The organism is [Clostridium] ammoniilyticum, assembly GCF_025566905.1.
GTDB lineage: Bacteria > Bacillota_I > Bacilli_A > Erysipelotrichales > Coprobacillaceae > Faecalibacillus > Faecalibacillus intestinalis.
On the sequence record NZ_JAOQJR010000014.1, the window covers coordinates 1 to 20,240 of the forward strand.

The window sequence follows — 20,240 nt, forward strand, 5'->3', positions numbered from 1 at the left end:
ATCATTAGATAATTTAAAACAAGCGATGATAGATTATATTCATTATCATAATAATTTTAGAATTACAGTAAAGGGAAAAGGCTTAACTCCTTTACAAATTAGGAATCAAGCCTTATCATTAAGTTAATTATTTTTTGTCCAACAAAGTCGGTTCACTTCAGATATTCTCTGTCTTCTGGTTAAATTTTTAATTGATCCAAACACCATTAGCATCAAAATGATTAACTACTCCATTAATTTCATAATCTCCTGTGACCATCTTACCTTCAACGTCTACATAATACCAGTTATTTCCTGATTTTACCCATTGAGCTGTAATTACACCACTAGATGCTGCATATAGTGCTCCTACAATTGCATTTCCATATGAATTACATTCTATTTTTCCTATATTAATACAATATCTTATTTCTTTTTTGTCTTTTTCTAATACGCCAGCAGCACCTGAAATTCCTCCAGCATACTCATTTCCTGTTATATGCCCTATATTTTCACAATTTATTATAGATGCTGTTCTATGATTTTCTCCAGTAATTCCTCCAACAATCTCGTTTCCCTTAATGTTACCTAAATTTATACATCGTTCTATATAGCCATGTCCATCAAATCCATCATTTTCTCCGGCAATTCCTCCAATTTGATTATTTCCAATAATCTCTCCTTCATTTACACAGTCTTTAATATATCCGTCTTCATTAAATCCTAAAATACCTCCAAGATAATCACAATCTTGAGTTGTTGCCTTTATCTGTGCTTTATTTTTGCAATGATTTACTGTTCTGCCATTCACTTGTCTTCCTACTATTCCAGCAATATCTCCTACATCATTACTTACACTAACAGAGCCATCAAACGAACACTGATTAATATTTCCTTCATTTACACTAGCAATTCCACCAATATATGAAACTCTATCACAATCAATATTAGCGTTTATTATATTTAAATTCTGAATTGTTCCAGAATTCCACGCAAATAATCCATAATAGTAATTATCATCATTAGGATTACTCTGTATAATGTTTAGATTTTTAATGGTATGATTATTCCCTTCAAATACGCCATAGAAATAATTTCCACCATAAAAAACATTTAGCTTTCTTTTTACATCCCCAATTGGATTCCAAAAATGTCCAGATAAATCAATATCAGAAATTGATTAATAATATTTATCTTTTTCTTCCTTTTCATTAACATTTTTTGCTAATAAAGCTAATTCAGAAGCATCTTTAATTAAATATGGAGATTCCTTTGTTCCATCACCAGCAACATATTCCTTAGCTGCATAATCAGTCCATACTCCCTGATATTCAATACTCGCTTCTTTTGCGCTTACTGATGATAACATAGTTATTGACATAACTAGAGATAACATAGTAATACACATTACTTTTAAAAATACTTTTCTTATGTTCTTCCCTCCCTATCTACAGTATATTACACATAAATATTCGTTTATATATTTTCAAACCAAACACCCCTTTTCCCTACTCAAATACAAAAAAGTAGTAATACTTTTTTGTATTACTACCCAATTTTTTAATCAATATTCTACTAATATATTATGAGTTTAAATAAACCATTACAAATCTAAATATTTTATCAAGATAATATTTAGAAGTAAAAAGTAATGCAATACCATTTGCTATAAATTGAATATATTGTTTCTCTTCTAAGTTATTTAATGCATTATTAAATCTCTCATTTCCTTTTAAATAATGCTTTGCATTTTTATCACTTAAATTCTTCTTTACATACGCCTTAGCTTCTTCTACTTCACTTACTTTTCCTTCACTATATTGTCTAGTAATGTATCTAGCAAATAAATATTGTTCAAATAAATTTGATCTTGATATACTATCCTTTGTCATTCTATATTTTAAAACACATTCATTCACATTAGAAATTTTAAATCCTTGAAGTATTGCTCTTAATGTAAAGTCATAGTCTTCACAAAGTGGCATATTTCTATAGCCATTTAACTTATCAAATACTTCTTTTTTACCAAACCATGTTGGATGAGAAATAACTTGATTATATTTAATACATTTTTTTATCTTTTTAAAATCAGTTGGAACTTTTTTTATTGAATAAATAGTATTTCCATCCTCATCGATCATTTGTGAAATTCCACCTATTAAATCAAAATCATTTTCTTCTAAATACTTCTTTTGATGTTCCATTCTATATAATTCAGAAATATCATCTGCATCCATTCTACAAATATATTTTCCTTCAGCAAGTTCAAGTCCTCTATTTAAAGTATTTGTTAGCCCCATATTTTTATCATTTATATAGAATTTAATACGTTCATCCTTACATACATAATCATTTATAAATGCTATATGTTCTTTATTATCTGGATTATCTAAAATAATAATAAATTCAAAATCATTATATGTTTGATTAATAATTGATTCTATGGACTGTTTTAAACATTCTATGCTTTCTTTATAAGTTGCCATAATAACACTTGTTTCTACCATTTAAATTTCTACTACTTTTTTACACAAATCTTTTTGTATAAAAATTTCCTTTCTATTAAATATATACATAATAAGTATATATTAAATTAACCTTTACAACAATAAATCATTCATATCTTGAATTATAAATATAACAGCTCAAAAATAATATAATAAATATTTCTGAGCTGCTTTCTACTAAATTGTAATGAATTAAATTATCCTAGCAAAACACCATTAGCATCAAAACGATAAACTACTGTATTGATTTTATAAACTCCTGTAACCATCTTTCCATTAGCGTCAACATAATACCAGTTATTTCCTGATTTTACCCATTGGGCACTAATTACGCCACTTGAAGCTGCATAGTAATATTCACCATTGATTTTAAACCATCCTGTTTGCATTAATCCACTATTTGCAAAGTAATATTTAGCTCCTGCAATCGTTTGGAATCCTGTTACCATTTTTCCATCTGCGTCTACATAGTACCAAGTATTTCCTGATCCTACCCATTGGGCTGTAATTGCTCCACTAGATGTTGCATAGTAATCTGCTCCATTGATTTTGAACCATCCTGTTTGCATTAATCCACTACTTGCAAAGTAGTATTTAGCTCCTGCAATTGTTTGGAATCCTGTTACCATTTTTCCATCTGCATCTACATAGTACCAGTTGTTTCCTGATCCTACCCATTGGGCTTTGATTTCTCCACTTGTTGATGCGTAGTAATCTGTTCCATTGACTTTGAACCATCCTTTTTTCATAAGTCCGTTTGTTTCAAAGTAATATTTTGATCCTGAAATTGTTTGGAATCCTGTTACCATTTTTCCATCAGCGTCTACATAGTACCAGTTATTTCCTGATCCTACCCATTGTGCTTTGATAGCTCCACTAGATGTAGCATAGTAATCTTCATTATTGACCCTGAACCATCCTGTTTGCATATATCCATATTGATCAAATCTATAGAGTTTATTATCTATTGTAATGAATTCATTTTTTGGATATGTTCCATCTTCATATTGATACCACCATTTGTTCCCTGATTGTTTCCATTGTCCTTTTAGTTGATTATGACATCTTGTACATACTCCATCTTTAAAATCATGTCCTAAAGCTGGAATGATTCCTTGTTTTTTAATAATCTTATTACATATTGAACAATGTATTCCTTCTGTTAAACCTGTATTTGTACATGTTGCTTCCTTAGCTTGATCAACAACTACTTTATGCCCTGTTGCTGGAATCACTTCTTGTTTTTTGATGACTTCTTTACATACAGAACAATGTTTTCCTTCTGTTAATCCATCTTCTGTACATGTTGCTTTTTTACCTTGATCAACAACTACTTTATGCCCTGTTGATGGAATCACTTCTTGTTTTTTGATGACTTCTTTACATACAGAACAATGTTTTCCTTCTGTTAATCCATCTTCTGTACATGTTGCTTTTTTACCTTGATCAACAACTACTTTATGCCCTGTTGCTTTTTTGTCATCTACTATTTTTGTTTGTGGCTTAAATGCATTATTTTTGAAATTAGCTATATAAGTAATTATTCCATTTTCTGTACATGTTGGATCTTTAACAATTTTTTGAGCTGTAACGGTTTCTTCTTCAACATGTTCATAATTATTTGCACATACTCTTTGAGCTGTGACTGTCATATTATCTACAGACCACTTATATATAGGTTCACTATAATTATGACCATATTTATTACAATCAATTTCTGTATAAGATTCATCCCACATTGGATATTCTTCAATAAACTCATTTGATTGATAGTCATTATCTCTTACATGATCATCAAAATCATTTGTATTTTTTAAGAAATAAGCATATGTACTTCTTCCTGCATCCCATGTACTATCAAGATTATAATATTTACCATTTAATTTAACGATATTCCAAGCATGTGGTCCCCCTGCTTCACCTGAAATAACTCTTGTATCTACACCTGCATCTAATGCTAAGCGATAAAATAACGATGCATATCCTTGGCATACTGCTGTTTTATTGATCAAAGCTGCATAAGCTGTATATTTTAATGAATAGGATTTATCATTTAAGTTATCATGATCATATGTAACATTTGAACATATATAATCATAGATTGCTTTTACTTTTTGATAGTCTGTCTTATTTGATAAATCTAATGACTTCAATAAATTAGAGACTTCTTCATCTACTTTTTCTTCCTGTTCTAAACTAGATAAATAAGATACATCATAAAAAATATTTAAATCATATCCCTTATTAGAATTTACAGATATGGATGCTTTTACTGTCCACCCTTGACAGTGCCATTTAAGATAGTCTCCTTCTTTTCCATTACCAGTATGTTTGATGGCCTTTTGAAACAACTGATGTACTAAATTAGAAAAAAATTCTTGTGTAATTTCTTCATCACAATGATAATAAAGAACAATATTACTTTCTCTATTAATTAATTTTTCTCTAAATATCTTTACAAGTTTTTCTTGATCACTTGTATATTCAACATCTTCTAAACTATATGTTTGAATATCATGATGAACAACACTACTTTTTACATCTTTATAAATAGGATTTACATAATGATCTTCTCTAATTGTTTCTTTTGCTTGTACATTGACTATACTTAACATAGAAAAACACATTGAAAGAACAAGTGATACAATAAATAATTTCTTTTTCATGATTTCCCTCCTTATATTCATTTAACCATGTAAGCCGTTTCTTTTCAAGAATATATAAAAAAAACGAGGATACTCTAAGTATCCTCATCAAATTCACATTAATATACTACTACTTTTGTTCCTGAAGGAATATTATCATAAATCCATTTAGCATATTGTATTTCAAGTCTTACACAACCATGTGATAATGGAATTCCTGTTCTATTATCTTGAATTGTACCATTTTTATTATAAAGAGTACTATGGAATAAATAGTTTCCTTTAAATTGTGTATACCAGAAACATCTAGATGATCCTGAGTCAAAATAATATCCTCTTATTCCAACTGTAAATTCACCTTTAACTGTAGGTGTTGAAGCTTTACCTGGGGCACAACTATAATAATGAATATTGTTCCAATTATTTACAGAACCTTGATAAATAGCTACTCGACAATTAGCTGTATCAACTAAAATCAAATAATTAGTAGCACTACTGTATCCGCTTGCTCTACTTGTCATTGAATCATAAACACTATCGCTTCTTAAAGCCCCACTAGAAGTAAAATAAAATGCTTCAAAATACGTATCATGTAACATTGCTCCAGATGAATTTAAATAATACCATTGATTGTTATCTTTCAACCATCCAATAGCCATATTTCCACCTGAATGTAAATAATACCAAGTTCCAGCAATTTGCTTCCAACCTGTGCACATTACCCCACTTGCATCCATATAATACCAAGTTCCTTTAACATTTATCCAGCCTGTTAACATACTACCATACGCATTTAGGTAATACCATTGACCATTCAAATCAAGCCAACCCGTGTACATATACCCTTGACCTGATTCATCTAAATAATACCATTTACCAGAAACTCTTTGCCATCCGGTTTGCATGACACCTGCATCGTTTAATAAATACCATTGATTTTTAACATAAACCCAACCTGTGCATTTATTTCCATTTTGATCATAGTAATGCCAATCATTACCATCTAACATCCAGCCTGTTTTAATAGCACCATTTTCATCAAAAGTATATTTAACACCATTGATTTCTCTTACTTGATTAGTAATGGCAGCATACGGATATGCTTCATCATTAGCATCTAAATAATACCATTTACCATAGTATTTATACCATCCACTTACTAAACTTGCATTTCCATCATAGAAATACCAATGATCATCATCATTTATCCAACCTGTTTTAATAGCACCATTTTCATCAAAATGATATTTAATTCCATTAATTTCTTTTGCTTGATTTGTTACTGCTGATGATGGATATGTTTCATCATTAGCATCTAGATAATACCATTTACCGTAATATTTATACCATCCTTGTTTACAAGTAGCATCATTATTTACAAAATACCAGTGATTTTGATCATTTACCCATCCTGTTTTAACATTTCCATCTGCATTTACATAGTAAAAAGTTCCATTATCATTAACAATACCTGTAATTGCTACATCATTTTCATAAAAATAAACTTTCCCGTTTTCTTTATAAAGTCCATTTTTTACTTCAACAACATCATTCATCTTTACTTCATCATTTCTCTCTAATGCCGAAACAAATGATAGACTCATTGAAATTGAAAATAGAAAAATGAAACATGCTATTCCTTTCTTCAAATAACCTTTCATTGCTCAAACCTCCCTTGTATTCATTTTATCATCAAAAAAAACTCTAAACAATATAACTAATAAATAAAAGCTAGAAATAATTTGATATTCTCAAATTACTTCTAGCTTTATTAAACTAAACAATTAATAATATTACAAAAAGCAAAAACTCCAAATATAGCCATAAAATAATCTAAATTTTTTATTCTATGATGATATCTAGAAATTAATAAACAGCTTGCTATAATCATTGAAAAATAGAGCGGTTCTATTTCCTGAAACCCAAACAGTTGGCGAAAAGCAAAGCATAAATCTTGATCCAAAGCCAATTAATAAGATAATAAAAATATCTATATTTTTTCTATTATCTTTAATTAAAAATAATATGATGATTAATAATGCAATAAATTCTATTAAAAACATAATATATGGAACAAATGATTTTAAATTACTTAAACTTAAAATACCGTATTTTCCTAATCTAGAATATAGAAAAGAAATATTTGGATATAAGTCTACTAAATATTTTCCTAAAACGCCAAAAACTAATGTCATTACAAAAATAATCATTGTACTTGCTTTCACTAAACTATTTTTAAAAGTATTAATAATTATTAAAAGTGTTGATGATAAAAATAACATTGGTACATTATTTTTAAATAAAATAGGATAAACAGTTGAAGAAATTCCTATTTCAATTTTTCTAAAAAAGGATAATGTTCCAAAATCTGAAAACCAATTTTTAACTTCTTGTTTCTTTCTCACCCAATTTCCAGGACATGTAAAGATATATATTCCTGATGCAATGATTAAAACAATATTTAAAATTACAAAAAAACTAATTTTCCTTTTATTGATAAAGCAGTAAATTATATAGAAGAAATAAGTTCCTAACAAAATTGCAAAACCTTGTTCTTGATTTGCGGCAAATAATAAGGCTATAGAACTAATAATATATTCATACCATTTCAATTTAATAAGATTATTTGCTTTTTTTAAATAATATAAATTTATTAAAATAGCGCCTAATGGCCAATAATAATTAATTGTTGTGGCCATCCAACCAGCAGAAGACATATCAATCAAGGGATAGATAAGTGTTCCAATACAACAAAGTATTTTCATTTTTATTGTATGATTACAAAATATTGCTTCTATTAATTTAGCTATAATTGTAATAACTAATGAGTTTAAAAGCATCCAAACATGACTATGAACTGAAATAAAATAAAGTACACTTTCTATCAATTGCCTAGAAGACCAATTATAGTATTTATATATATTAAAATCTGTAAAAGTCATTGATTTTGCTCGAATTGCAAAATTTACATCATCACCTGTACTTACATTCAATTGAATATGTATAAATAATAAAATAAAGAATAATACATAATATGGTATATTAGATATAAATTGTTTTTTTATTTACTCATAATTTTCCCCATTTACCCCTTAATAATTCCTGCTTTATTTAAACAAAGCATTATAACAACATCTATATACAATAGTTGAACTAAAAAAGAATTATATTTTTTTGTAATCTTGTCTATTCTATAGTTTAAAGCTCTTTTTGTCATATGTGATAAATGTATATCTTTTTGAGATAAAACATCTTTAAATAAAGTTACATAATCTTGATCTAATAAAGGATTTCTATTACTTGCTGTAGAAATACCTCCTAATTCATATTGAATTGTTGGATAATCAATATATCCAATTTTTTCGTTATTAAATGCAAGATTAACATAGAATGGATAATCTTCTAATAACTTATATTTTTCATCAAACAATCCATATTTATCAAAAATTTCTTTTTTATAATAAGTAGAAGCCCCCGATACAAAATTACCGTATTTCATAATATATTCAAAAAAATGATTTGATTGATCTAATAAAGAAACCTGATATAAACTTGGATAATATTCTATACTATTTTCTTTTTTGATCATTCTTTTTGAAGTATATATAAGTTTATCTTCTTGATCAAAAGCATTCATAATTTCTTGTAGAGAATTTTCATTATAAAATTGATCTCCACTTGATAAAGGACAAATGATTGTTCCTTTTGACTGTTTAATCAAACTATTAAAATGTTTGACAGTTCCTCTATTAATTCCGTTATTTATAAGTTTAAAGTACGTAAATTCATTTTTATACTGTTCAGTGATTTTATCAAAGTCTTCTTGCGTATAATTAGGTGAACCATCATCACTTACAATAACTTCATAATTTGAATATGTTTGCTTTTTTATAGAATCTAATGTTTGTCTTACTTGATCTAAATTTTTATAGACCATTACAATGATTGTTGCTTCTATATTCATGTATTTTTCCTTTCTTAATTATCTTTTAAAACTTTAATTATATTTTGAGTTACATATTTTACATATTTATCTTCAAATAATTCATCTTTTAATTTTAATCTTTTTTCTTTTAATGGATCTATTCCATTTTGTAAGTCTAAAAGAATTTTTTCTACATCTTCAAAACTATAAGCATTATAAGATACACTAAATATTTTTTTCATAATATCATTATCATCCACAGCATCAGTATGACAATAAATAATAGGTTTACCCGTTAAAAAATAACAAGGTATAATTGATGAAATATCTCCTACAAAAACATCTGAATGCCAAAATGTTGTAAAATATTCTGATGTTTGATCATAATATAACTGTTCATTATTTTGGAACTTACTTAAATATTCATCTACTTCATCGGATGTAATCAAACCTAAAGATATAAAATTTTTAAATGTAAGTGGATGAGGTCTAAAAACAAGACTTCTTTTCTTATCTTTTTCAACATAATCAACTATATTATCTTTATAAGTTAAAAAATTACTTCCTCCCAATTGCGTATCTATTGTCCATCTAGGAGCCCATATAATCTTAAAATGTTGATCATCATTATCCCAAAATAGATTATCTTCACTTTGTGCTTTATTAAAAGCATTAAATATAGGATGTCCTGTTAATATCGTTTTTCTTAATCCTAATCGATGAGATAAAGGTGCTCTTTTTTTATTAAAAGATTCTGTAACATAACTATCCGCAAAAAAGATATGCAAATATCTAAAGAAATCCACATTAAGTGAAGTATCAAAAATATAGTTCATCATTTCATATCCATAAGGTAAATAACATGTTTTTGTATATTTTGAAACTGTAGATATTTTATATTCCATTGGTAAGTAAGAACTATAAGGTCTTTCATAAAAAACATAGTCTGGATTAATATTTTTTAAATCAAACCATTTTCCTTGATCAAAAGCTTTAATTGTATTTTGATGATTATGATTTTTATGAAAATCATAAATCTTTGTATTCATTGTTTGGATATCAAATTCTTTTTTTGAATAATCAAACTCTGGAATCATTAAAACATATGTTTCAAACTGATCATCATTAGATAATTGATTATATAAATCATCTACATTGATCCACAAATTAGACATTTGTGAAATAAATACTATCTTTTTTTTAGTGTTTGTTACTTTTTTTAAATTTTTTATTTTAAAATCAGCTACTAAAAAGCGGTATGAATCATATATTTTTCTAGCAACTTTATACGTTAACTTTGTCTTATCCATATTCATCTTATCCTTTTATTAATTTAAAATATTCTATTATTTTATTTCTATTTAATAAAGCAATAATTCCTATTATACCTACAAATATAATTCTTAACCAAATTGTATAATATGTAAATGTCAATAAAATAATTAAAATCGTGAAAGCAGTAGCAATAATAAATATTTTTTTCCAATCAAACAATGTATCATATCTATAATCTTCTATTTTATCTTTACATGATTTATTCATATAATATAGATTACTCAACCAAAAAACAATATAGGAAAATAAAGTTGTATACCCAGCTACAACGTATCCAAAAACAGGAATAAGTAAGAAATTCAAAACAATATTTAAAACAGCACTTAATATAGATCCTTTAACAAGATAACTATTTTCTTCAAAATAGAACATTACATTTATACATAATTGTGATAAAAATAAGAATAATAAACTTCCTGCTACTGGAGGAACGACCCAAATAGCATCTTTATATTTACTTCCCCCTAAGATAGCAATAGCTTCAGGGCCAAATAAAATAAGTACAATCAACATTGTAGCAATAAATATTATAATAATATTTGTTACTTTTTTTATCATATTATATTTTTTATCTTTAATACTTCTGTATGTCCAAGGAACAAATGAACTATTGATAGAGTTAATAACAAAAACTAAGACAACCGCGAATTGATAAGCAACACTATATAATGCTGCATTTGTTTGGCCAGACATTCTACTAATCATTATTCGATCAGATTGATTAAATATCATTTGTGATAAATAATATGGTATAAGAGGTATATTAAATTTTAAAGCATATGTCCAATATTTTTTATCATATAAAGCCTTCCCTTTATATAATTGATAAATGTATATAATTAAACCAATACATAGATATACTGCAGTATTTCCTAAAATACGTGCTATTCCCTTTTCTTCAAATAAAAGTACACCAACCAACCCTATTAAAGGAGATGCGACTGATATGATAAGAGTTACAATAATCATTGGTTTATATTTATACATAAAACGTTGTTTATTTGTCCAAAAAGTTAAGACTGTACTCATCAATATTTCAACAATCATTGCAAGAACAAGTATTGATGGTAATTCCAATAAATCATTCCAAAATACTGGAGCTATGATGTATATAATTAAAGTTATTAATGTTAAAACTGAAACAATCCCTTGGATAGAAGATATGTATCTATCTCGATCATTTTCAAATTTAATCATAGCTGTATCAAATGACCCATATTGTAAGTTCAAAGTAGCAAAAATAGCTACGATATTCATCCATGATTGATAGATACTATACTGCCCATATTGCTGAGTTGTCATTAATCTTGTAAAAATGGGTAACGTTATTAAAACAATACACTTTTGTACAATACTACAAATTGTATAATAAATAGAAGCTTTCACTTCAACAGGAACATTTTTATATTTCGATATTATTGATTTAACCATTTAAACTCTCCTTTTTTCAAAGCAATTATATATAAAGAAAGCAGTGAAAGCAAATAATCCCTTATTTTTATTTCACTGCTTGTGTATTTTTATGCTATTTTCTTTAATAAGCTAACAAAAAATCTCCTTCAACACCTGCACAAATCAATATGAGTAATATATTTTTATGATATCTATACTTATTTTTCAATTACACAATCATCATAAACATACAATATAATATTTGAACAATCTTAATTTTTTAATAATTTCAATACTTTATTATATATTTTCTTCTTTTAGATATGCATAGACATTATGAATCAACTTTTTCATACATATCATACTCTTATTTTTTACATATAGCATACCATTCTAAATCTTGATATCTATCATCAATAAATAAATGATCTTTAAATTTTCCTTCATAAATAAATCCGCATTTTTTATAAAAAGAAATTGCTCTTTTATTAGATGATAATACATTTAAATAAATTCTATGCAATTGTAACTTATCAAAACCATATTTTAATAATGATTCCGTTGCTTTTTGATTGGCACCTGTTCCTCTTGCTTTTTTTCTTGTGCTAATTGCATATTCAGCATTTTTATTTTTTAAATCAATATTTTTTAGAGAAATTGTACCTAAATATTCATCATCTTGATCATCAACAATTGCAAAATGTTGCTGATCTTCTCTAAAAGAATTTTCTACGAACTTTTTTGCTGCAACATCATCTATTTCAGCAAAATTATTTTGAAAAATATGTTTTGCTTCTTCATCATGCATCCATTCTAGCATTAATGGAACATCTTTTAATTGAAGTTTTCTTAATGTAATCATAATTATCCTCTCATTATTTAAACGCATTTAGTTTATCAATAACATAATTCACTTCTTCATCTGTCATTCCATAGTACATTGGAATACTTAAAACAGTTTTACTAATTTCTTCTGCAATTGGTAAACTTCCTTCTTTGATATTTAAATCTTTATATGCTTCTTGTAAATGCATTGGTATAGGATAGTGTTTTACAGTCCCAATCCCATTTTCATTTAAATATTTTTCTAATTCATCTCTTTTAGCACATCTAATGACAAATACATGATAAATATGTCTATAATCTTCACTATCTTTTAATGGTAATTTAATTAATGGATTTTTTATTCCTTCAAAATATTTATTTGCTACATTTCTTCTATATTCATTCCATTTATCTAAATGTGGTAATTTACAACGTAAAAATGCTGATTGAATTTCATCTAAACGACTATTAGTTCCTTTATAAATATGATGATATTTGTAATCTGAACCATAATTACCTAAAGCTCTAACTTTATCAGCAATTTCTTTATTGTTTGTAACAACTGCTCCTCCATCACCTAAAGCGCCTAGGTTCTTACCTGGATAAAAACTAAACCCTGCTGCATCTGATAAAGTACCTACTTTTTGACCTTTATATTCTGTTCCATGTGCTTGAGCTGCATCTTCAATAACATATAAATTGTGTTTTTTAGCAATTTCATTAACTGCATCCATATCTGCAGGTCTTCCTTGTAAGTGAACAGCTATAATTGCTTTTGTTTGATCTGTTATTTTTTCTTCTATTAAAGCTGGATTAATATTATAAGTTTCTAATTCTGGTTCTACAAATATAGGTGTTGCTCCACAATATGAAACAGCTAAAGCTGTTGCAATATATGTATTTGATGGAACGATTACTTCATCTCCATTACCTATATTCATCGCTCTTAAAATTAAATATAATGCATCTAATCCAGTTGCTACACCTACACAATATTTAGCATTACAATAATCTGCAAACTCTTTTTCAAATAATTCGCATTCTTTTCCTTGGATAAAATAATTACTATCAATTACTTTATTATATGCTTGATCTAAATCTTTTCTTATTTCATCATGCATTGGTTTAAATGTTGCAAAAGGTATTTTCATTCTATTCACTCTCCTTAATAAATTCTAAAAAATCATCATAGTTTCTAATATAATCACTTTCATCATATGCTTCTGAAGCCAATACTAGCAATACTGCATCAGGAGAAAAATCAAACATTTCTCTCCACATATTATTAGCCACATACAATCCTTCATATGGTTTTTCTAATGGTACAACTTTTTTTTCCTTACCATTATCTAATAATATTTTACAAGTTCCATGTATACAAATTAAAATTTGTTCTAAGTTTTTATGTGCATGATATCCTCTACGGACTCCTTCTCCTGTATCATACATATAGTACACTCGCTTAATTTTAAAAGGTATATCTTTAAATTCTTCTAGAGCAACAAGTTGTCCTCTATCATCACCATGTGGTTGAAACATATATTTTATTACTTGCATTTTTCCACCTCTTTATCCATTTTTCTTATACTATTATATATTAACATTATTATCACATCAAAATACTCAATATTTGAAAAAATACTATTAAATTTATTAATTCTATAATCAATGAGCTTCTATTTTTTATAATAGATTGTAAGATCTATTTATTTTTGTTCTAATTATTTGAAACAGTCCCAAAAAATAATCTATTTAAATTTGATATACAATCATCACTTATAATAATTCATAAGATTTGAACAGTTGATTCAAAACTAAACAAACAATATTTTCAAGTAACTCTTTATTCTTAAAACACATTACAATAATACTAGCAAATATTTCTTCATTTTCCAATATCTGTTTCTTTCATCCTTTTAACTTATTTTTTGGGCAATTTTTACCATAAATGAAAATAACTTTTTGGGTAAAAGAGCTGTCACAATATCAAATTTTGCAATGTCAGGTGCAAGATATCTCAATTTAAATAAGGTTTTTATATTACCTGTTCTTCTAGCATTAGCAAATTTCTCAATTTCATTTAAATCTTTGTGATTAGGATATTTTTGTTTAAAATCTTCAATCATTTTTAAATCAGGCATTATTCTCTGATTGATATAATCTTCCTTTGTCTCTATTCCAACTAATACACCACTAACATTTTTCCCATGTCTTCTATATTGAACTAAAGGTAAATTTAAGTACCCTACTTTTCCTTCTGTAGAAGTACACGCCAATACCCATTTATCATGACCTGTGTATTTTGAAAATGGTAAAGACTTTTTTGCAAAGCTAGCTTTCATTATAATACTCATTCCTACTGCATAAGTAACAAAGATATTATATTTAGTTATATCATCGTAAGTATTCCAATTATCATAGTTTTTATTGCTATGTTTTCTAACGCTACTGCAAGTGACGTTGTCATTTTCATCAATTATTTGTTTATCCGTAACAACTAAGTCGATATTCTTTTCATTCATATATGCGACACACTTTTCAACTTTATCATCCATCCATATATCATCTTGATCACAAAAAGCAATATATTCACCATCTGATCTTTGCACCAATTTTTCAAAAGCCCCCATGTAATTTAAATTTTCTTCACAATATGGCAAAACCTCATAGGAAAAATTTGTGATATATTTTTCAAATAAATCTAAATTACACCTTTTTTTTATACAATCATCAAATATATATAGTTTTAAATTAGGATATGTTTGATTATTTAAAGAAATTAATTGTTTTATCAAATATTCTTCATTTGGATTATATACCGACAATAATATATCAACTTGTTTATTATTCATAATATTTTTTCATCCTTTCTTTATACAACAAAATTTAATAAATTACAAATAGTGCAAATAAATTTGTAATTTACATAGATTTTATTTCATTTATAACATCTTTTTTGTTAAATAATAAATTGCTATTAATGCAAAAGAAGCAAAAGAATATTCCTTCACAATCTTTGGAAATCTAATTGGTAATAGTACGACATTATTACCTCTAATTCAATAAATATTAACACACTTTCTTTAACAATTAAATATTATAAATAAATATTAACAAAATTAAACACTATGGTATAGTGATTTTTTTATCATTCTTTAGCAATGTACCTTGTCACTTAATGAATTTATTAAGCTAGAAGTCATTGCCAATATTAAAATAACAAAAATATATACCAAAAAGTATTTTTAATCTTCAATAAGATAACAAATTATTTGCAAGTTTCGAATCTTCAGTATAATATTCATCTTTATAACTAGTAATTCTTAAAATATTACCTCCTATTCTACATATATTTTTATCTATCACAACTACCTTTCAACATGATGCCATCTTCTACGACAACTTTATCACGACTTTATACAATTAACAATCTTGTTTCTTACTTTGATTTTGCCATTGGCAATGTCGCAAAGCATAAACTATATTACTCAAATGTCATCTCAACAACAAAAAAATCTATATTTGCCTTATCAAAAAATGACAGACATTATTTGTACTGCAGGGTTTGAATGGTGTGTTTTCAAAAGAGCAAGAAATTGGTATAAATTTAAATACCACTTGCTCAAAAAAATACATATCCGCTGAAAAATCAATGTGCAAAATCTAGCGGATGCGTTTTTTTAAGTAAAATTATCACTTATTTCTCTATATGTTTTCGAACCTACATTCTGTTTAATTATTGACTTTAATCGTATTTTTACTTATTTTTCGCATAATAGGCTTTATCTTTTACTGCTTATAGTTCATCATATAATTTATTTATAATTTTATCATCAAAATCCTCATCAAATTTTCTTGCCATTAAATAATTAACTTTTTCTAATTCATCACAATCCTCTATTGTAAAAGTTTTAGGGTGATTAATTTGTCCTTTCCAATTAACATATGTTAATTTATCATAGTATTTGTCTTTAAATCTACTATTCATATAAATCGTTTGAAATATGGATTCATCTGGAACCAAAGAGCCTTTATAATAGTCTATATATTCACCTTTTAATAATATATCATATATTTCTTTAGCACATTCATAGCTCAATGTCCACCATTGACTTCCATAATAGAAATCAACGTTAAGTGTATTTTTTCTATCAAGTAGATTTCCTAAATGTAGTGCAATGTTTATGTATCCCATCTTTAAACATCTTACAAAAAAATTTTTGCTTCTCATCCAATTTGGAAAATACATGTTCATTTTTATTTTTCCTTTTCTTTTTACAGCTATTTCTGATGTCTTTTTTGATTTTCCTTTAAACATTAACTTTCTTTTTTCTGTTAATCTGATTATAAAATCATCATTGCATTCTTCTTTTAAAAAATATTCGTAATATATATTGGCATCATATCCCCTGTCACATACAAATGTACATTTCTTTTCTATGATTGATTTTATATATTCTATACTCTTTAGTGTTTCTCCATTCATTGATTTGAATTCTTTACTTTCCGTTGAATAAATATGACTGTATAAAGATATAGGTTGCTTCTCTTTTTTGTAATTACAGTTGCTTCACAAACATGATATTCTGGATAGATATCATCTTTTAAAGAACTTGCATCTCGTACCTTGCATAGGTCCTCAAATTTTTTCCATATTTTTTTATGATTTCACTATCATCAAGCAATACGAGTGGTTCTTCATCAATCTCATTGAGTACAGCTCTAGTGTAATTATTTCTAATGATTTCTAATTGTTCATCATTTATTTTTTCAAGATTTTTAGACAGACGATCAATCGTATAATTAAGTTTTATATTTTCGTCAAGTGCTCTAGATATGTCACTAAGCATTACACTTTGATTCTTCGATAGACCATATAACATATCCATAATAAATTTAGCTGTTGGCTTTTTTAATCCTTCAGTTATTTTATTAGAATAGTTTATAATTTCTCTTTTAGTTTCATATAGATTTGTGTTAAAATTGTTCATGGAAAATCCCTCCAGTATTTTGTTTATTGGTCTAAACTTATTATACTATTTATGAGGTTGATTTTCCTTATAAAACAAGCAAAAACAGGCAAGTTGTGAATATACTTTTTGCCTGTTTTTTATTTTTATCGAAACTCAAAATATTTTAAACCTCTATACTACATTTTCAAACAATCAACAATTTAATTTACAATGCACTAAAAATTGCTGGTATTCCATATCCATTAAGATTAGCACAATCTCTATAAAAAACTTAAAGAAATACACTATTTCATTTTTAATTTACTCTCTAATTTATTAATGATTTCTCCATCAATCTTTTCATCAAATTTTCTAGCTATTAGGAAATCACTATTCATAAGTGTATCATAATCATTTATTGTCAAAGTCTTAGGATGTCTGTTTTCACCAGTCCAATCTAAATAAACTTTTATATTCTCTCTAGTATTCGTATAAGGTGTTTTCATAAACAAACTTTGAAACAAAGACTCATCAGGGCAAATAGAATTATCAAAAAAGTCTAAAACTTCTTCATGCCTTTCTAAATAATCTAACATCCACTCCACGCTTGAATGAGTCAATGTCCACCATGAACTTCCAAAGTTATATTCCAAGCCTGTTATATTTTTCCTTTTAAAAAATAAAGTTTTGTATGGTCCCCCTGTTATTAAAATGTATAAATGTTTCAAAATTGTCATTGTTATTGTTTGATTTGCAAAACAAGTTGGATATTTTAAATCATTTCTTTTTTTAAAACGTTTATATATTTTATAATTCCTATCCATCACATCAATATAATTAGCACCCCTATGCTTTTCTAAGTATTTTTTAATGTAATCGATTGATTTTATTGGAAAATCTTGACCACTCATAAACCAAAAGTAATCATATTGTATATTTGAATAAAATGCTTCTTTTAATAGATTAGTTGTAGCATGAATCATTTGATTCTGACCCCATTTAATATCAAGGCATTTACTTTCATCTAAAATAAACACGTTTTCTTTCTTTATAATTTTATTTGAAATACCACTTTTTTTGTCTATGTGTAAATAAAAAGAAACATCCTCATCATCTAATGTATTGATTATTTTATTTATTTGATTTGGATTTTTATGACATAAAATTAAAAATGCTATCTTCATATACTTTTTAATATACTATAATATTCTTCATATAAAAGTATAATTTATAGTATAAAACTCCTTTTCTTATAATTTAATATATAATAACTATAACGATCCTTTACCATAAACAACGCCTTTAATTGTTTTATATATAATTGTAAAATCTAACCAGATAGACCAATTATGATAATAATAATCATCTAATTTACAACGATAATTAAATTCAACATCACTTCTACCATTAGCTTGCCACATTCCTGTAACACCTGGTTTACATTTAATAATAGAATTGTAATATTGTCCCATATCTTTCTTTTCTCTTGGTAAATAAGGTCTAGGGCCAATTAATGACATTTCACCTAATAAAACATTAATAAGTTGTGGCCATTCATCTAATGACGTTTTTCTTAAAAAATTTCCTACTGGTGTAATTCTTGGATCATTGACTAGTTTTTTATTTGTCAGATATTCTTCTTTGATCTTTGGATCTTTTTCCATCAGTTCATCTAAGATTTTTTCAGCATTTGGTACCATTGATCTAAATTTATAAATTTTAATCATCTTCCCATTTTTACCAATTCTATCTTGACTAAAAATAATACTATCATGATCTCCACTTTTAACATATTTATACTTAACAAAAACTGTCAAAGGAATTAGTATTAAACAACCAACAATTCCTGCACAAATATCAATAAATCTTTTCATCGTATTAGCAAGAGCCGACATTTCATTATTTGCTGTTGCAATCAGTAATTGTCCATCAAAATCCTGAACTTCAGAAGAAAAAGTCATTGTTCCATTAACATCTGGTAAATACTTAACACTTTCAACTTTTCCATAAATATCCGACATCACCTTATCAATTACTTCTTCACTTGCTTCTGGTAAAGCCACTATAATTTGTTCAATTTTTAAATTTTCAATAGCTTCATCTAATTCTTCATAACTATAAATAAAACTATTTTTAATCACATTTTCCTGTTTAAAATCAAATAACTGATCTGTCCAATTCGCATCCACATAACCTTCTACTTGTGTTAAAGCAAAACGATTATTATTAGATATTTTACCTAATCTTGCTGCTTCGTAACCTGTTCCAATAACCAATGTTCTTCTAGCAAATTGATCTCTAAAAGCAATTCTAATATATCTATCAGCTAGTAAACAAATAATAAACATTGAAGCTACCATGATTGTTAAATGCATTCTTCTTTCATAACCTGTCGATTTTGGTACTAACACAAGTAATGCGATATAAAAACAAAAACTTGATTTAACTAACGCTTTAATTTCATCCCATATTAAACATGTATTTAATGAATAATGTCCATATATAAATAAGAATAGGAAATAAAGTATTCCTGATCCAATGATTAAATCTAAATCCATATGGAAGTATAAACATATAAAGTAATACATTATTACTTCTATTAAAAGTAACATAAAGGGCATTATTTTTCTATTCATATTTTACACCTCTTATTATGTCCATTATATCGTAATTCGATTAT

General features: G+C 26.6%; 18 protein-coding genes. 1 reads left to right on the forward strand and 17 read right to left on the reverse strand.

Annotated features, from left to right (window positions below):
• The coding region (locus OCV55_RS14155) for an IS3 family transposase (RefSeq protein WP_147580678.1) at window positions 1–127 on the forward strand (127 nt) is incomplete at its 5' end.
• Between the two features lie 60 nt (window positions 128–187).
• Here OCV55_RS14155 and OCV55_RS11415 read toward each other — a convergent pair.
• The 17 genes from OCV55_RS11415 to OCV55_RS11495 form a co-directional block, all read right to left on the reverse strand.
• Window positions 188–790 (reverse strand): hypothetical protein, encoded by a 603-nt coding sequence (locus tag OCV55_RS11415; RefSeq protein ID WP_147580679.1) that lies wholly within the window; start codon window positions 788–790, stop codon window positions 188–190.
• A 369-nt stretch (window positions 791–1,159) separates the two neighbouring features.
• Complete coding sequence (locus OCV55_RS11420) at window positions 1,160–1,360, reverse strand: hypothetical protein (protein WP_147580680.1); 201 nt, start codon at window positions 1,358–1,360, stop codon at window positions 1,160–1,162.
• 202 nt (window positions 1,361–1,562) lie between these two features.
• Window positions 1,563–2,486, reverse strand: coding sequence for a glycosyltransferase (locus OCV55_RS11425; RefSeq protein ID WP_147580681.1), 924 nt, complete (start codon window positions 2,484–2,486; stop codon window positions 1,563–1,565).
• 197 nt (window positions 2,487–2,683) lie between these two features.
• Window positions 2,684–5,152, reverse strand: coding sequence for a transglutaminase domain-containing protein (locus OCV55_RS11430; RefSeq protein ID WP_267309921.1), 2,469 nt, complete (start codon window positions 5,150–5,152; stop codon window positions 2,684–2,686).
• A gap of 98 nt (window positions 5,153–5,250) precedes the next feature.
• The gene (locus tag OCV55_RS11435; RefSeq protein WP_147580683.1) at window positions 5,251–6,792 is read right to left on the reverse strand and encodes a L,D-transpeptidase family protein; all 1,542 of its coding nucleotides are present in this window, start codon (window positions 6,790–6,792) and stop codon (window positions 5,251–5,253) included.
• Between the two features lie 198 nt (window positions 6,793–6,990).
• Window positions 6,991–8,073 carry a DUF6056 family protein gene (locus tag OCV55_RS11440; RefSeq protein ID WP_147580684.1) on the reverse strand — a complete coding sequence of 361 codons (1,083 nt, stop codon included), beginning with the start codon at window positions 8,071–8,073 and terminating at the stop codon, window positions 6,991–6,993.
• Window positions 8,074–8,216: 143 nt separating this feature from the next.
• Window positions 8,217–9,095, reverse strand: a complete 879-nt coding sequence (locus OCV55_RS11445) for a glycosyltransferase (RefSeq protein ID WP_147580685.1) — start codon at window positions 9,093–9,095, stop codon at window positions 8,217–8,219.
• Between the two features lie 14 nt (window positions 9,096–9,109).
• Complete coding sequence (locus tag OCV55_RS11450) at window positions 9,110–10,366, reverse strand: hypothetical protein (protein WP_147580686.1); 1,257 nt, start codon at window positions 10,364–10,366, stop codon at window positions 9,110–9,112.
• A 7-nt stretch (window positions 10,367–10,373) separates the two neighbouring features.
• A complete protein-coding gene (locus OCV55_RS11455) occupies window positions 10,374–11,822 on the reverse strand; it encodes an oligosaccharide flippase family protein (RefSeq protein ID WP_147580687.1) in 1,449 nt (482 codons plus the stop codon).
• 328 nt (window positions 11,823–12,150) lie between these two features.
• Window positions 12,151–12,645 (reverse strand): GNAT family N-acetyltransferase, encoded by a 495-nt coding sequence (locus OCV55_RS11460; protein ID WP_022001099.1) that lies wholly within the window; start codon window positions 12,643–12,645, stop codon window positions 12,151–12,153.
• A 13-nt stretch (window positions 12,646–12,658) separates the two neighbouring features.
• Window positions 12,659–13,759 carry a DegT/DnrJ/EryC1/StrS family aminotransferase gene (locus OCV55_RS11465; protein WP_118661908.1) on the reverse strand — a complete coding sequence of 367 codons (1,101 nt, stop codon included), beginning with the start codon at window positions 13,757–13,759 and terminating at the stop codon, window positions 12,659–12,661.
• A gap of 1 nt (window position 13,760) precedes the next feature.
• Window positions 13,761–14,165 carry a sugar 3,4-ketoisomerase gene (locus OCV55_RS11470; RefSeq protein WP_147580688.1) on the reverse strand — a complete coding sequence of 135 codons (405 nt, stop codon included), beginning with the start codon at window positions 14,163–14,165 and terminating at the stop codon, window positions 13,761–13,763.
• A 359-nt stretch (window positions 14,166–14,524) separates the two neighbouring features.
• Window positions 14,525–15,460, reverse strand: a complete 936-nt coding sequence (locus OCV55_RS11475; protein WP_022001102.1) for a glycosyltransferase — start codon at window positions 15,458–15,460, stop codon at window positions 14,525–14,527.
• A gap of 944 nt (window positions 15,461–16,404) precedes the next feature.
• A complete protein-coding gene (locus OCV55_RS11480; RefSeq protein ID WP_147580689.1) occupies window positions 16,405–17,094 on the reverse strand; it encodes a beta-1,6-N-acetylglucosaminyltransferase in 690 nt (229 codons plus the stop codon).
• A 118-nt stretch (window positions 17,095–17,212) separates the two neighbouring features.
• Entirely contained in the window at window positions 17,213–17,599 is a 387-nt protein-coding gene (locus tag OCV55_RS11485; protein ID WP_147580690.1) for a hypothetical protein, read from the reverse strand.
• Window positions 17,600–17,865: 266 nt separating this feature from the next.
• Window positions 17,866–18,744 carry a beta-1,6-N-acetylglucosaminyltransferase gene (locus OCV55_RS11490; RefSeq protein ID WP_147580691.1) on the reverse strand — a complete coding sequence of 293 codons (879 nt, stop codon included), beginning with the start codon at window positions 18,742–18,744 and terminating at the stop codon, window positions 17,866–17,868.
• 87 nt (window positions 18,745–18,831) lie between these two features.
• Window positions 18,832–20,196 (reverse strand): exopolysaccharide biosynthesis polyprenyl glycosylphosphotransferase, encoded by a 1,365-nt coding sequence (locus OCV55_RS11495; protein ID WP_147580693.1) that lies wholly within the window; start codon window positions 20,194–20,196, stop codon window positions 18,832–18,834.
• Between the last annotated feature and the right edge of the window lie 44 nt (window positions 20,197–20,240).